We start from the raw sequence: 13,746 nt of genomic DNA, 5'->3' as shown, positions 1-13,746 counted from the left end.
GAATCAGCTCCGTCCCAGCATCTCCGCGTTGAGAACGGTACCGCCGAGGCTCCAGCCGCCATCGGCGACTTCCTCAAGGATCACGAGCGTGTTCGCCCGGGCGCGCTCACCGTAGACATCGACGAATGCGTCGGTAACGGCGTCCTGCAGCTTCTTCTTGGAACCGTCCGTCAGAGTGTCGGCCGGAACCTTGATATTGGCGAAGGGCATGAGATTTCCTTTCGTTACGTGGAATGCCAGTGGAATCCACAGGACCACCATTCAGCGTTCTGGCCGGTTATGACAGGGGACGTCATCCCCTGGATCCGCAGCCCGTTTCTCCTGCACACTCACGTCATGGGTTCTCTGAAATACGCGGAGCTCGGCGCGTTTCTCCGCTCCCGGCGTGAGCGGATCCGTCCCGAGGACGTGGGCCTCGTGGCCGGGCCGCGACGGCGCGTGCCGGGGTTGCGCCGGGACGAGGTGGCTCAGCTCGCGGGCGCATCGGTCGACTACTACAACGAGATCGAACGGGGCGCGGGGTCGCAGCCCTCGGAGCAGATGCTCGCCGCGATCTCCAGGGCGCTCCGGCTGACCCACGACGAGCGCGACTACTGCTACCGCCTCGCCGGCCGCCCGGTCCCGGCCGGGCACGGGCCGGCATCGCACGTCCATCCCGGCATGATGGACCTGCTCACCCGGTTGACCTCGGTCCCGGGGCAGGTCATCACCGATCTGCACGTCACTCTCGTGCAGAATCCCCTCGCTGTCGCGCTGCTCGGTGACCAGTCAGGGTTCCGGGGAAAGAGCGCGAGCTTCGTCTACCGCTGGTTCACGGACGCCGACGCGCGCCGGATCTATCCCGAGGAGGATCACGAGACGCAGTCCCGCACGTTCGTAGCCGATCTGCGTGCTGCCGCGGCGCGCCGTGACGCGAAGGACCCTGGGGCCCGGACCTTGATCGCGGACCTCGTCTCCCGCTCGCCCGAGTTCGCCGAGCTCTGGGCCGAGCATGACGTCGCCTTCCGCCGGTCCGACCGTAAGCGCATCAACCATTCCGCGTTCGGCCTGCTCGACGTCAACTGCCTCAACCTGTTCAGCGAGGACGGCCGGCAACGTCTGCTCTGGTTCACTCCCGCCCTCGGCACGGACAGCGCCGGCAAGCTGGACCTCCTCGCCGTCGTCGGGACGCAGGGGTTCATTGGAGGCGGCTTCCCCGGCCTGCCGTGAGGAGTCGGCCGTCATGAGGAATCGGCCGTCATGAGGGACCGGCCTGTCATGAGGAGCAGGAGGAGACAGCACTGTCAGATGGTTCCGCAGGGACGGTCGCTGGTCGCTGTGAGAGGCTGACCGTATGAACCGGCTGGCTGGTGTGACCTCGCCTTATCTGCTTCAGCATGCTGACAATCCGGTCGACTGGTGGCCCTGGACGCCGGAGGCCTTCGAGGAGGCCCGGCGGCGGGATGTCCCCGTCTTCCTGAGTGTGGGGTACAGCGCCTGCCACTGGTGTCACGTCATGGCGCACGAGTCCTTCGAGGACGGTGAGACCGCCGCGTACCTGAACGAGCACTTCGTGTCCGTCAAGGTGGACCGCGAGGAGCGGCCCGATGTGGACGCCGTCTACATGGAGGCCGTCCAGGCCGCCACCGGGCAGGGTGGCTGGCCCATGTCCGTGTTCATGACGCCGGACGGGGAGCCCTTCTACTTCGGTACCTACTTCCCGCCCGAGTCCCGCCATGGAATGCCGTCCTTCCGGCAGGTGCTCGAAGGCGTCACAGCTGCCTGGACCGACCGGCGCGGCGAGGTGAACGGGGTCGCCGCCAAGGTGGTGGAGGATCTGGCGGGCCGCTCCCTCACTCAGACGGCGGGCGGCCCGCCCGGCGCGGACGACCTCGCGCGGGCGCTGCTCGCGCTGACCCGCGAATACGACGCCGGCAACGCCGGGTTCGGCGGCGCGCCCAAGTTCCCGCCGTCCATGGCCGTCGAGTTCCTGCTGCGCCACCACGCACGTACCGGTTCCGACGGCGCCCTCCAGATGGCCGCCGACACCTGCGAAGCCATGGCACGCGGCGGGATGTACGACCAACTCGGCGGCGGGTTCGCGCGGTACTCCGTGGACCGGGAGTGGAAAGTGCCCCATTTCGAAAAAATGCTCTATGACAATGCCCTGCTCTGCCGCGTGTACGCACACCTCTGGCGGACCACCGGATCGGATCTGGCACGCCGAGTGGCCCTGGAGACCGCCGACTTCATCGCCAACGAACTGCGTACCCCTGAGGGCGGGTTCGCCTCCGCGCTGGACGCCGACAGTGAGGACGCGGACGGCCGGCATGTCGAGGGTGCCTACTACGTCTGGACACCGGCCCAGCTGCGTGAGGCGCTGGGCGAGCAGGACGGTGAGCGGGCCGCGGTGCTGTACGGGGTCACCGATGAGGGGACGTTCGAGGAGGGTGCGTCCGTCCTCCAGCTGCCGGGCGACGACGTCCCCGCCGAGCTGCGCGAACGGCTGCTCGCCGCGCGGAGTCTGCGCCCCCGGCCCGGCCGGGACGACAAGGTCGTCGCGGCGTGGAACGGCCTGGCCGTCGCGGCCCTCGCCGAGACCGGCGCCTACTTCGACCGTCCCGACCTGGTCGAGCGCGCCACCGAGGCCGCCGATCTGCTGGTGCGGCTGCACATGGGCGTCGGCGCCCGGCTCTCCCGTACGTCCAGGGACGGCCGGGCCGGTGCCAACTCCGGTGTCCTGGAGGACTACGCCGATGTCGCCGAGGGGTTCCTCGCGCTGGCCGGGGTCACCGGGGAAGGGGTCTGGCTGGAGTTCGCGGGATTCCTGCTCGATCTCGTACTCGACCAGTTCACCGGTGCGGAAGGCACCCTCTACGACACCGCGCACGACGCCGAGCCGCTGATCCGCCGCCCCCAGGACCCGACCGACAGTGCGACCCCGTCGGGCTGGACCGCCGCCGCCGGAGCACTGCTCTCGTACGCCGCGCACACCGGCTCCGAGGCCCATCGCACCGCCGCCGAACGGGCGCTCGGTGTGGTGAAGGCGCTCGGCCCGCGGGCGCCGCGCTTCATCGGCTGGGGGCTGGCGGTGGCGGAAGCCGCCCTCGACGGGCCGCGCGAGGTGGCGGTCGTGGGGCCCGCCGGTGACGCCGGTACGTCGGCCCTGCACCGCACCGCCCTGCTGGCCACCGCCCCGGGCGCGGTGGTCGCCGCGGGGGAGAGCGGCAGCGACGAGTTCCCGCTCCTCGTGGACCGGCCGCTGATCGACGGGCGCGCCGCCGCGTACGTCTGCCGGAACTTCACCTGCAGCGCGCCGACGCCCGATCCGGCCGTGCTGGCCGGGCAGTTGGGCGGGCAGCAACAGGGCGCGTAGTGACAACTGTGGCCGGGGCCCGTCTCCTTCGCTCCGAAGGGGGCAGGTCCCGGCCACTGGTGTGTGCGGTGGGGCCGTCAGTAGGCGACCAGCGAGATCGCCACGTACTGCGTGATGAACGCGGCCAGCGTCAGCGAGTGGAACACCTCGTGGAAACCGAACCAGCGCGGTGACGGGTCCGGGCGCTTGAGCGCGTAGATCACGCCGCCCGCGCTGTAGAGCAGCCCGCCGACGATGACGCAGACGAGGACGGCCACCCCGCCCGCCCGCATGAAGTCGGGCAGGAAGAAGACCGCGGCCCACCCCATCGCGATGTAGCAGGGCGTGTACAGCCAGCGCGGCGCACCGACCCAGAAGACCCGGAACGCTATTCCGGCGAGCGCCGCGCCCCAGACCGCCCAGAGCAGCGGCGCGGCCGTCGACCCGGGCAGCAGGAGCAGCGTCAGCGGTGTGTAGGTGCCCGCGATGATCAGGAAGATGTTCGCGTGGTCGAGCCTGCGCAGGATGGCCTCGCCGGTGCGGCCCCAGGTGCCGCGGTGGTACACGGCGCTCACCCCGAAGAGCATGCAGGCGGTGAGGATGTAGATCGCGCAGGCGACGCGGGCGCGGGTGGAGTCGGCGAGGGCCACGAGCACGAGCCCCGCGACGATCACCGCAGGGAACATCCCGGCATGGAGCCAGCCGCGCAGCAGCGGTTTCACCGGCTGGAGGCTCTCCGGGGTGAGCGCGGACGCTTCTGGGGCGGCGGGAGTCATATGGCGATGCTACCTACGTACCCGTAGGTTCCCGGGTTCGCGGTAGGCCGGGCTCGTGATGGCGGGGATGGCGGGGACGGTCAGGGCAGCGGGGGACGGCGGGATCGGCGCGGGCGGTGTCGAGAGTGGCGACGCTCACGTGAGAGACCCTCTGGACAGATGGGCGGATTGCGCGGATCATCAGATGAGTGCGAGCGGCACCGGATGAGCGGCTACGAAGCATCCGGGCCGTAGCCCCCAAGGGGCGAACAACCCTCAACCCCATCAAATACGTGCATTGGAGCAATCGTGGCGCGCGACATCGCGGCTCCCCCTGTCCTTCCGACCCAGCACCAGGAACTGATCTCGTGGGTGAACGAGATCGCCGAGCTGACGCAACCGGACAGTGTGGTCTGGTGTGACGGATCCGAAGCCGAGTACGAGCGCCTGTGCGGCGAGCTCGTGGCCAAGGGGACGTTCAAGAAACTCGACCCGATCAAGCGCCCGAACTCCTACTACGCCGCATCCGACCCGTCGGACGTGGCGCGCGTCGAGGACCGTACGTTCATCTGCTCCGCCAAGGAGGAGGACGCCGGCCCGACGAACCGCTGGAAGGCTCCCGCGGAGATGCGTGAGATCTTCTCCGGCTCGGGCGGCCAGGGCGGTGTGTTCCGCGGCTCGATGCGCGGCCGCACCATGTACGTCGTGCCGTTCTGCATGGGCCCGGTGGGCTCGCCGCTCTCCGCGATCGGTGTGGAGATCACCGACTCCGCGTACGTCGCCGTCTCGATGCGCACGATGACGCGCATGGGCCAGGACGTCCTGGACGAGCTCGGCTCCGACGGCTTCTTCGTGAAGGCCGTCCACACCCTGGGCGCCCCGCTCGCCGACGGCGAGGCCGACGTGCCGTGGCCGTGCAACTCCACCAAGTACATCTCGCACTTCCCCGAGGACCGGGAGATCTGGTCGTACGGCTCCGGGTACGGCGGCAACGCCCTGCTCGGCAAGAAGTGCTACGCGCTGCGCATCGCGTCCGTGATGGCGCGGGACGAGGGCTGGCTGGCCGAGCACATGCTCGTACTGAAGCTGACCCCGCCGCGCGGTGAGTCGAAGTACGTTGCCGCTGCGTTCCCTTCGGCCTGCGGCAAGACGAACCTGGCCATGCTGGAGCCGACGATCTCCGGCTGGACCGTGGAGACCATCGGCGACGACATCGCCTGGATGCGCTTCGGCGAGGACGGCCAGCTGTACGCGATCAACCCGGAGGCCGGTTTCTTCGGAGTCGCGCCCGGCACGGGTGAGCGGACCAACGCCAACGCCATGAAGACGCTGTGGGGCAACTCCGTCTTCACCAACGTCGCGCTCACCGACGACGGCGACGTCTGGTGGGAGGGCATGACCGAGGAGACGCCCGCGCACCTCACGGACTGGAAGGGCAACGACTGGACGCCCGAGTCCGGCACCCCCGCCGCCCACCCCAACGCCCGTTTCACCACCCCGGCCGGGCAGTGCCCGATCATCGCGCCCGAGTGGGAGGACCCGAAGGGTGTGCCGATCTCGGCGATCCTCTTCGGTGGCCGCCGCGCTTCGGCGGTTCCGCTGGTCACCGAGTCCTTCGACTGGAACCACGGCGTCTTCCTCGGTGCGAACGTCGCGTCCGAGAAGACGGCCGCCGCCGAGGGCAAGGTCGGCGAGCTGCGCCGCGACCCGTTCGCCATGCTCCCGTTCTGCGGCTACAACATGGGCGACTACATGGGTCACTGGGTCAAGGTCGGTGCTGACAAGGACCCGGCGAAGCTTCCGAAGATCTACTACGTCAACTGGTTCCGCAAGAACGAAGCGGGCAAGTTCGTCTGGCCCGGGTTCGGCGAGAACAGCCGCGTCCTGAAGTGGATCGTCGAGCGTCTGGAGGGCAAGGGCGAGGGCGTCGAGACCCCCATCGGTGTCCTGCCGGCCAAGGGTGCGCTCGACACCAAGGGCCTGGACGTCTCGGAAGCCGACATGGACTTCCTGCTCACGGTGGACAAGGACGTCTGGCGCGAGGAGGCGGCGCTGATCCCCGAGCACCTCAACACGTTCGGCGACCACGCGCCGAAGGAGCTGTGGGACGAGTACCGGTCGCTGGTGAAGCGCCTGGGCTGAGCCCGGCGGGCTCCGTCCGGAGCCCTGCTTGAGCCGCGCGGCGGGTCCACCCGACATCCGCCCTGACCTGTGGGGTCATCCCAGGCCCGCCGCGTACGGCCCGGCCCCCGAAGCCAGTCCTGGCTTCGGGGGCCGGGCCATTTTGCCGGGCGAGGAGCGGGGTGGGTTGGTGGCGCCCGGTCCGCGCGCCTCCGCGGCCCGCGAACCGGGGCCGGTCAGTGGGCGCCGGCGAGGTGCCGTGCCGCCAGGTGGGCGTCCATCCGCTCCGCCGAGAGGATCGCCACCGCGGTGTCCGCGCGGGATGCCGCCACCAGAAGGGCGCGGCCGGCCAGGTGGTGGGCCCGTGCGTGCAGGTCGGCGGGGGAGGCGTTGCTGAGGCCTGCGTGCCGGACCGGCGGGGCGCCGCGCAACCTGGCCACCTGCTCCGCGATGCGGTCGCCCTCGGCCGCCAGGCCCAGTTCGTCCGTCACCGCGAGGAGTGCGGCCAGATGGCCCGCGAGCTGGATGTCCAGCTCCTCGTCGCGGCTGCGGCGGGGATAGCCGGCGGCTGCGGACCCCTCGGCCACCGTGTGGACCGACTTGGTGCGGATCGGTTCGTACATGGGATGGCCTCCTCCTCGCGGGCAGGACTCCATCCTAGCGTCCTATATTAGATTCTGTCTAAAGTTGAGCCAGGTCGCGAAGTGCTGACGGAGTGCCCCCTCCCGTGAACCCTGGCCGATCCGGCCTCGGTCCGGCCTCGGATCGCCCCCGGAGGGTGCCGGCTACCGCTGCGAGTAGCCGTCCAGGAAGGTCCCGATCCGCGTCACCGCGTCCTCCAGCTCCTTCGCCGTGGGCAGCGTCACAATGCGGAAGTGGTCCGGCTCCGGCCAGTTGAACCCCGTGCCGTGCACCACCATGATCTTCTCGGCGCGCAGCAGGTCGAGCACCATCTGCCGGTCGTCCTTCACCTTGTAGACCTTCGGGTCCAGACGCGGGAAGAGATACAGCGCCCCCTTGGGCTTGACGCAGGTCACCCCGGGGATCTGCGTCAGCAGCTCGTACGCGGTGTCGCGCTGCTCCAGGATGCGCCCGCCCGGCAGCACCAGATCCTCGATCGACTGCCGGCCGCCGAGCGCCGTGGCCACCGCGTGCTGGGACGGCATGTTGGCGCAGAGCCGCATGTTCGCCAGGATCGTCAGGCCCTCGATGTACGAGGAGGCGTGCGCCTTCGGCCCGCACACCGCCATCCAGCCGGAGCGGAACCCGGCCACCCGGTAGTTCTTGGAGAGACCGTTGAAGGTCAGGACCATCAGGTCGGGGGCGATGGCCGCCGTCGGTGTGTGCGTGGCGCCGTCGTAGAGGATCCGGTCGTAGATCTCGTCCGAGCAGATGGTCAGGGAGTGACGGCGGGCGATGTCGGCGATGCCCCGCAGCAGCTCGTCGTCGTAGACCGCGCCCGTCGGGTTGTTCGGGTTGATGATCACGATCGCCTTGGTGCGGTCGGTGACCTTCCGCTCGATGTCGGCGAGGTCCGGCATCCAGTCCGCCTGCTCGTCGCAGCGGTAGTGCACGGCCGTGCCGCCCGCCAGCGAGACCGACGCGGTCCACAGCGGATAGTCCGGGGCCGGTACGAGCACCTCGTCGCCGTCGTCGAGCAGCGCCTGCATCGACATCTGGATCAGCTCGGAGACGCCGTTGCCGAGGTAGATGTCCTCGACGCCCAGCTCGATGCCCTTGGTCTGGTAGTGCTGCATCACCGCGCGGCGGGCGGACAGCAGCCCCTTGGCGTCGCCGTAGCCGTGCGCGTCGCCGAGGTTGCGGAGCATGTCCTCCAGGATTTCCGGCGGGCACTCGAAACCGAAGGCGGCCGGGTTGCCGGTGTTGAGTTTGAGGATGCGGTGACCTGCTGCCTCCAGCCGCATTGCCTCGTCGAGAACCGGACCCCGGATCTCGTAACAGACGTTGGCGAGCTTCGTTGACTGGATCACCTGCATGTCCGCAACCTTACGGTGACATATCGGCGACGGCCTGGTGTTTTCCCCCACAGGGGGGAGCTGCACGGAAGCGGCCCGTCCTGCCGGGGGTGCAGGACGGGCCGCGGTCCGGTGGGGCCTCCCGGCCCGGACGGTGGTGGCCGCTCAGGGCCGGCCGGGTGTACGGCGGACCGAGCGCCCCGCGAGCACGTCCGTGCGGCGGCCGTCCTCGATCACGAAGCGGCCGTCGATCAGGACATGCGGGATACCGGTCGGCAGGGCGCGCGGGGCCTCGAACGTGGAGCCCGCCGCGACCGTCTTCGGGTCGAAGAGGACCAGGTCGGCGCGGTAGCCCTCGCGGACCAGACCGCGGTCGGGCAGGCGCAGCCGGGCCGCCGGGCGTGAGGTGAGGTGCGCCACGCACTCCTCCAGGGACAGCACGCCCAGCTCCCGCACGTACCGGCCCAGGTACTGCGGGAAGGTGCCGTACGCGCGCGGGTGCGGCTTGTCGCCCTGGAGGATCCCGTCGCTGCCGCCGGTGTGCACTCGGTGGCCCATGATCAGCCGGACGTTCTCCTCGTGGCCGACGTGCTGGAGGATCGTCGAACCGAGCCGGTCCTCGATCAGCAGCCGCCGCGCGGTCACCCACGGCTCCTCGCCGCGCTCGTGCGCACTGGCCGCGACGGTCCGCCCGACATAGCCGCTCAGCGCGGGGTCGGACACCCCGGAGATCTCGATGGCGTCCCACTCGATGGGCACCCCGTGGCAGCCGTCGGCGCCCTCGACCTCCATGACCTGGCGGATCTTCCGGGCCGTCTCCTCGTCCCTGAGCCGCCCCATGATCGCGTCGGGGCCGCCCTCGCTCGCCCAGCTGGGGAGCATGGCGACGAGCGTCGTGCAGCCCGGGGTGTACGGGTAGGTGTCGAGGGAGATGTCAGCGCCGTCCTCCAGCGCCTGGTCCAGCAGGGCGAGCAGCTCGGGTGCCTTCCCCTTGTTCACGCCGAAGTTCATGGTGGCGTGGGCGAGGTGGAGCGCGCAGCCCGCGGCCCGGGTGAGGCCGACCATCTCCTGGTACGCCTGGAGCGCGCCGGTGCCGTAACTGCGGTGGTGCGGGCAGTAGTAGCCGCCGTAGGAGGCCACCACCCGGCAGAGTTCGGTGAGTTCGGCGTCGTCCGCGTACATGCCCGGCGTGTAGGTGAGCCCCGACGACATGCCGACGGCGCCCTGCTCCATGCCCTCGGCCACCAGCTGCTTCATCCGCTCGGTCTCGGCCGGGGTGGCGGGCCGGTCGTCCCAGCCCATCGCGTACATCCGCAGGGTGCCCTGCGGGATCAGATACGCCGCGTTCACCGCGATGCCCCGGTCGAGCCGGTCCAGATAGCCGCCGACGGTGTGCCAGTCGAAGTCGATGTCCGAACCGTCGCCGTTCCACCCGGTGATGGCCCGGCGGACCTCGGCGCGGGTGCGGTCGTCGACCGGTGCGTACGACAGGCCGTCCTGGCCGAGTACTTCCAGCGTCACGCCCTGCGCGGCCTTCGCCTCGTGGCCGGGGTCGCGCAGCAGAGCCAGGTCGGAGTGGGCGTGCATGTCGATGAAGCCGGGCGACAGGGCGAGCCCGTGCGCGTCGACCACCCTTGGCGCACTGGGCCGTTGGCCGGAGCCCTCGCGGACGATGGATGTGATGCGGCCGCCGTCTACGGCTACGTCGGCGCGGTACGAGGCGCCGCCGGTTCCGTCCACGACCCGGACGTCGCGGATGACGAGATCCATGACTCTTGCTCCCTTGCCCTGTGCTGCCTTGCCCTGCGCTGCCTGATTTCCCCCCGCGGTCCGCTCAGAAGTACGTACGGATGTAGTCCGTGACCGTGCCGTCCGCCTCAACGAGCGGGATCAGCTGCCACTTGTCGAAGGAGGTGCAGGGGTGCGAGAGCCCGAGCCCCACCCAGTCGCCGACCTCAAGGCGCGCCTCACCGGTGGTGCGCAGCCAGCCGTGCTGGTCGGAGAGGCCGGTGAGGGTGATACCGGTGGCGGGGCGTACCTCGCCGGTGCGCGCGTCGCGGACGGCCTGCGCCTGCGGCAGGTCGAGGTCGTACGCCGCGTCCCGCTTGCCCGCGTTGACGAACGCCTGCTCCCCGGTGGGTCGTGAGACGACCTGCGCCCAGAGCCGGAAGGCGGGCTGGAGCGCGCCCTCGGACGGCACCCGGTTGAAGGGCGTCAGATGCTTGTAGTGGCCGTCGTCGTGCGAGACGTACGCGCCGGAGCGCAGCAGCTTCAGTACGGGGACGGAGAGCGCGGGGACCTCGGCGAAGACGTCCGCCACCGCGTCGAACCAGGCGCTGCCGCCCGCGCTCAGCACGATCTCGTCCAGGCCCGCGAAGCGTCCCGCCCGGTCGAAGTCGGCTGCCAGCGCGACCAGTTCGCGCAGCCAGGCGCACACCCCCTCGCCGTCGGCGTCGGGCACCTCGCCCTCGTAACCGGCGACGCCCACCAGCCGCAGGGTGTCCGTCGCGGCCACCGCGTCGGCGACGGCCGCGCACCCGGCCGGGGTCCGTACGCCGGTCCGCGCACCGTCGCCCGCGCCCAGCTCCACCACCACGTCGAGCGGGCGGGTGGAGCCGCGCAGCGCCTCGTCCATCAGCTCGACCCCGCGTACCGAGTCGACGTAGCAGATGAAGCGGAAGGAGGGGTCGGCGGCCAGTTCGGCGGCGATCCAGCGCAGCGCGGGGGCGTCCACGATCTCGTTGGCCACGAAGATCCGCGCCACCCCGAAGGCGCGGGCGACCCGTACCTGGTGCGGGACGGCGAGGGTGATGCCCCACGCGCCGTGCTCGGCCTGCCGGTCGAAGAGCTGCGGGGCCATCGACGTCTTGCCGTGCGGGGCGAAGGCGAGGCCGTGCCGTGTGGAGTACGTCTCCATGAGGGCGAGGTTGTGCTCGACCGACTCTGCCGAGAGCGCGAGTACGGGGGTGGTGAACCCGCCGGTGAAGAGGTTGCGGCGCTCGGCCGCCAGGGCGGCGACGGTCAGCCCGTCGGCGCCGGGCGGCAGCCCTTTGAAGCGGTGGTCGACCACTTCCGCACCGATGGTCTCGCGCGCGTCCGCCGCATTCGCCCCGCCCGTCGTACCTGCCGCGCCCGCCATGGAACCTCCCAGAGAAGTGTGCGTTGCATCATGTGCAACGCTCATTGCGCATATCGCTCACCGCTGTCTAACATCCGAGCCATCGCCGGGTCAACGGAGCCCCCGGCCACCCACCACCGAGGAGCGAGAGCGATCGTGACCGCCCAGCACACCCCAGTGCCCCCAGTGGACGTCGTCTGTCTCGGCGAGTCCATGGTCACGTTCCTGCCCTCCCGGCCCGGCCGACTCGCGGACGTCCCCTCCTTCGACCGGGGCATCGGCGGCGCGGAGTCCAACGTGGCGTGCGCGCTGGCCGCCGCCGGGCACTCCACAAGGTGGATCAGCCGGGTCGGCGCCGACGGCTTCGGCGACCACCTGACCGAGACCGTCGGGGCGTACGGGGTCGACACCTCGGCCGTCCAGCGCGACCCGGACCGGCCCACCGGTGTCTACTTCCGTACCGCCGACGACCGGGACACCGACCACCACGAGGTCGTCTACTACCGGGCCGGGTCCGCCGCCAGCGCGATGGCGCCCGGGGTACTGGACCGCGCCGCGCTGTGGTCCGGGCAGGTGCTCCACCTCTCCGGGATCACGGCCGCGCTCTCGTCCGGCTGCCTGGCCCTGATGCGCGGCCTGACCGCGCCGGCGCCGGGCCGCCCGCTGGTCTCCTTCGACGTGAACTTCCGGCCGGGGCTCTGGCGCGACGCGGCCGGGGCCGGCCCCCGGGTGCTACTGGAGCTGGCGGGCGGGGCCGACGTGGTGTTCGTCGGTGAGGACGAGGCGGCGGCGGCCTGGGACGTACGGGGCGCGGCCGCGATCCGGGCGGCGCTGCCGGAGCCCGCGGTGCTCGTCGTGAAGCGGGGCGCTGCGGGGGCCACGGTCTTCGCCGGCGGCCCGCAGGGGGACACCGTCACCACTGTCCCCGCGCTGCGCGTCGACGTCGTGGCCCCCGTGGGCGCGGGCGACGCCTTCGCCGCCGGGTTCCTCTCCGGCACCCTCCGCGGCCTCCCGGTCCTGGACCGCGTCCGGCACGGCCATCTGATGGCCGCCGCCGCCCTCACCGTCCACGGCGACCTGGCCGGCCCGCCGTCCCGGGAGCTTGCCGACCGCCTCACGGCTCTCGACGACACCGCCTGGGGCACACTTCGGATCGGCCCCGGCTGGACCGAGACCGTGTCCGAGGTGACCGGCGCCGAAGAGGAGGTACGCACGCCATGAGCCAGACCGTAGACCGGGCGCTCTCCATCCTGCCGCTGCTCGCCCGGGGGCCCGCCGACCTCGGCCAGGTCTCGGAGAGCCTCGGCGTCCACAAGTCGACCGCGCTGCGGCTGCTCCGTACCCTCCACGAGCACGGACTCGTCTACCGCCAGCAGGACCAGCGCTACCGCCTGGGCACCCGCCTCTTCGCGCTCGCCCAGGAAGCCGTGGAGAACCTCGACATACGGGAGATCGCCCACCCCCACCTGGCCAGGCTCAACGAGGAGTGCGGGCACACCGTGCACCTCGCGGTGTACGAGGAGAACGAGGTCCTCTACATCGACAAGGTCGAGAGCCGCTACCCGGTCCGCATGTACTCGCGGATCGGCAGGCCCGTCGCGATCACCGTGGCGGCCGTCGCCAAACTGCTGCTCGCCGACCTCCCCGAGCCGGAGCGGCGCACCGTCGCCGAACGGCTCGACTACCCCACCTACACGGCCCGTTCGACACCGAACGCCGGCGCCTTCCTCAAGGAACTGGCCACGGTGCGCGAACAGGGCTGGGCCACCGACCTCGGTGGCCACGAGGAGTCCATCAACTGCGTCGGAGCCCCCATCCGGGGCGTGGACGGCCGGGTTGTCGCCGCCATGTCGATGTCGGCGCCCAATGTGGTCGTGACCGCAGAGGAACTCCTCACCCTGCTCCCGCTGGTGCGCCGCACGGCCGACGCCATCAGCGGCGAGTACGCGGGCACCGCACCGCAGCCGAAGACCGTCCCCCCGCACCACCCCCCGAAGGAAGCAAGGGCATGACCGAGAAGACCGCACTCACCCCCGCCACCCACACCACGCCGCCCGCGAAGTTCTCGCACGGCGTCCGCAAGGGCAACCTCCTCCAGGTCGCCGGCCAGGTCGGCTTCCTGCCGGCCGTCGAGGGCCAGGCACCCACCCCGGCGGGCCCGACCCTGCGCAAGCAGACCCTCCAGACCTTCGCCAACGTCAAGGCGATCCTGGAGGAGGGCGGCGCGACCTGGGACGACGTCATGATGATGCGCGTCTACCTCACGGACGTCGCGCACTTCGCCGAGCTGAACGAGATCTACAACGCGTACTTCGAGGAGCAGGGTCTTACCGCGCCCGCCTCGGCCCGTACGACCGTCTACGTCGGCCTGCCGCCCGGCCTGCTCATCGAGATCGACGCGCTCGCGGTACTCGGCTGACAACGCCGCACCCACAACCCGGC

General features: G+C 70.8%; 12 protein-coding genes. 6 read left to right on the top strand and 6 right to left on the bottom strand.

Features of this window, described 5'->3' with window-relative positions; translation table 11 throughout:
* Positions 1 to 3: 3 nt before the first annotated feature.
* The gene (locus OG452_RS12025) at positions 4 to 210 is read right to left on the bottom strand and encodes a tautomerase family protein (protein ID WP_327295619.1); all 207 of its coding nucleotides are present in this window, start codon (positions 208 to 210) and stop codon (positions 4 to 6) included.
* Positions 211 to 336: 126 nt separating this feature from the next.
* Between OG452_RS12025 and OG452_RS12020 the strand changes: the two genes are divergently transcribed.
* Together OG452_RS12020 and OG452_RS12015 are read left to right on the top strand one after the other, a co-directional pair.
* Positions 337 to 1,209, top strand: a complete 873-nt coding sequence (locus OG452_RS12020) for a helix-turn-helix transcriptional regulator (protein ID WP_327295618.1) — start codon at positions 337 to 339, stop codon at positions 1,207 to 1,209.
* Positions 1,210 to 1,333: 124 nt separating this feature from the next.
* Complete coding sequence (locus OG452_RS12015; RefSeq protein ID WP_327295617.1) at positions 1,334 to 3,355, top strand: thioredoxin domain-containing protein; 2,022 nt, start codon at positions 1,334 to 1,336, stop codon at positions 3,353 to 3,355.
* A gap of 77 nt (positions 3,356 to 3,432) precedes the next feature.
* Here the strand turns inward: OG452_RS12015 and trhA are convergent, their stop codons facing one another.
* A complete protein-coding gene (trhA, locus tag OG452_RS12010; RefSeq protein ID WP_327295616.1) occupies positions 3,433 to 4,110 on the bottom strand; it encodes a PAQR family membrane homeostasis protein TrhA in 678 nt (225 codons plus the stop codon).
* A gap of 288 nt (positions 4,111 to 4,398) precedes the next feature.
* Between trhA and OG452_RS12005 the strand changes: the two genes are divergently transcribed.
* Positions 4,399 to 6,231, top strand: coding sequence for a phosphoenolpyruvate carboxykinase (GTP) (locus OG452_RS12005; protein ID WP_327295615.1), 1,833 nt, complete (start codon positions 4,399 to 4,401; stop codon positions 6,229 to 6,231).
* A gap of 215 nt (positions 6,232 to 6,446) precedes the next feature.
* Here OG452_RS12005 and OG452_RS12000 read toward each other — a convergent pair whose 3' ends face one another.
* From OG452_RS12000 to OG452_RS11985, 4 genes are all read right to left on the bottom strand, one after another.
* Positions 6,447 to 6,833, bottom strand: a complete 387-nt coding sequence (locus OG452_RS12000; protein ID WP_327295614.1) for an SCO4983 family protein — start codon at positions 6,831 to 6,833, stop codon at positions 6,447 to 6,449.
* 162 nt (positions 6,834 to 6,995) lie between these two features.
* Positions 6,996 to 8,207 carry a pyridoxal phosphate-dependent aminotransferase gene (locus tag OG452_RS11995; protein ID WP_164262923.1) on the bottom strand — a complete coding sequence of 404 codons (1,212 nt, stop codon included), beginning with the start codon at positions 8,205 to 8,207 and terminating at the stop codon, positions 6,996 to 6,998.
* A gap of 144 nt (positions 8,208 to 8,351) precedes the next feature.
* Positions 8,352 to 9,956 carry an N-acyl-D-amino-acid deacylase family protein gene (locus OG452_RS11990; protein ID WP_327295613.1) on the bottom strand — a complete coding sequence of 535 codons (1,605 nt, stop codon included), beginning with the start codon at positions 9,954 to 9,956 and terminating at the stop codon, positions 8,352 to 8,354.
* A gap of 64 nt (positions 9,957 to 10,020) precedes the next feature.
* Positions 10,021 to 11,325, bottom strand: a complete 1,305-nt coding sequence (locus OG452_RS11985) for an alanine racemase (RefSeq protein WP_327295612.1) — start codon at positions 11,323 to 11,325, stop codon at positions 10,021 to 10,023.
* Positions 11,326 to 11,355: 30 nt separating this feature from the next.
* Between OG452_RS11985 and OG452_RS11980 the strand changes: the two genes are divergently transcribed.
* The 3 genes from OG452_RS11980 to OG452_RS11970 are packed head-to-tail and all read left to right on the top strand — an operon-like array spanning position 11,356 to position 13,723.
* On the top strand, positions 11,356 to 12,525 hold the full coding sequence (locus tag OG452_RS11980) for a sugar kinase (protein ID WP_405562545.1): 1,170 nt from the start codon (positions 11,356 to 11,358) through the stop codon (positions 12,523 to 12,525).
* Entirely contained in the window at positions 12,522 to 13,316 is a 795-nt protein-coding gene (locus OG452_RS11975; RefSeq protein ID WP_327295610.1) for an IclR family transcriptional regulator, read from the top strand. The genes OG452_RS11980 and OG452_RS11975 overlap by 4 nt, the downstream gene beginning before the upstream one ends.
* Positions 13,313 to 13,723 (top strand): RidA family protein, encoded by a 411-nt coding sequence (locus OG452_RS11970; RefSeq protein WP_327295609.1) that lies wholly within the window; start codon positions 13,313 to 13,315, stop codon positions 13,721 to 13,723. The genes OG452_RS11975 and OG452_RS11970 overlap by 4 nt, the downstream gene beginning before the upstream one ends.
* Positions 13,724 to 13,746: the final 23 nt, after the last annotated feature.

This window comes from Streptomyces sp. NBC_01197 (genome assembly GCF_036010505.1).
Classification (GTDB): domain Bacteria; phylum Actinomycetota; class Actinomycetes; order Streptomycetales; family Streptomycetaceae; genus Streptomyces.
This window is presented reverse-complemented; position numbering and strand designations above follow the sequence as displayed.

What these genes read in the sequence shown, in the direction of transcription:
- OG452_RS12025 (WP_327295619.1), bottom strand. Translation starts at nt 210, where the DNA reads ATGCCCTTCGCCAATATCAAGGTTCCGGCCGACACTCTGACGGACGGT.
- OG452_RS12020 (WP_327295618.1), top strand. Translation starts at nt 337, where the DNA reads ATGGGTTCTCTGAAATACGCGGAGCTCGGCGCGTTTCTCCGCTCCCGG.
- OG452_RS12015 (WP_327295617.1), top strand. Translation starts at nt 1,334, where the DNA reads ATGAACCGGCTGGCTGGTGTGACCTCGCCTTATCTGCTTCAGCATGCT.
- trhA (WP_327295616.1), bottom strand. Translation starts at nt 4,110, where the DNA reads ATGACTCCCGCCGCCCCAGAAGCGTCCGCGCTCACCCCGGAGAGCCTC.
- OG452_RS12000 (WP_327295614.1), bottom strand. Translation starts at nt 6,833, where the DNA reads ATGTACGAACCGATCCGCACCAAGTCGGTCCACACGGTGGCCGAGGGG.
- OG452_RS11995 (WP_164262923.1), bottom strand. Translation starts at nt 8,207, where the DNA reads ATGCAGGTGATCCAGTCAACGAAGCTCGCCAACGTCTGTTACGAGATC.
- OG452_RS11990 (WP_327295613.1), bottom strand. Translation starts at nt 9,956, where the DNA reads ATGGATCTCGTCATCCGCGACGTCCGGGTCGTGGACGGAACCGGCGGC.
- OG452_RS11985 (WP_327295612.1), bottom strand. Translation starts at nt 11,325, where the DNA reads ATGGCGGGCGCGGCAGGTACGACGGGCGGGGCGAATGCGGCGGACGCG.
- OG452_RS11980 (WP_405562545.1), top strand. Translation starts at nt 11,356, where the DNA reads ATGTGCAACGCTCATTGCGCATATCGCTCACCGCTGTCTAACATCCGA.
- OG452_RS11975 (WP_327295610.1), top strand. Translation starts at nt 12,522, where the DNA reads ATGAGCCAGACCGTAGACCGGGCGCTCTCCATCCTGCCGCTGCTCGCC.
- OG452_RS11970 (WP_327295609.1), top strand. Translation starts at nt 13,313, where the DNA reads ATGACCGAGAAGACCGCACTCACCCCCGCCACCCACACCACGCCGCCC.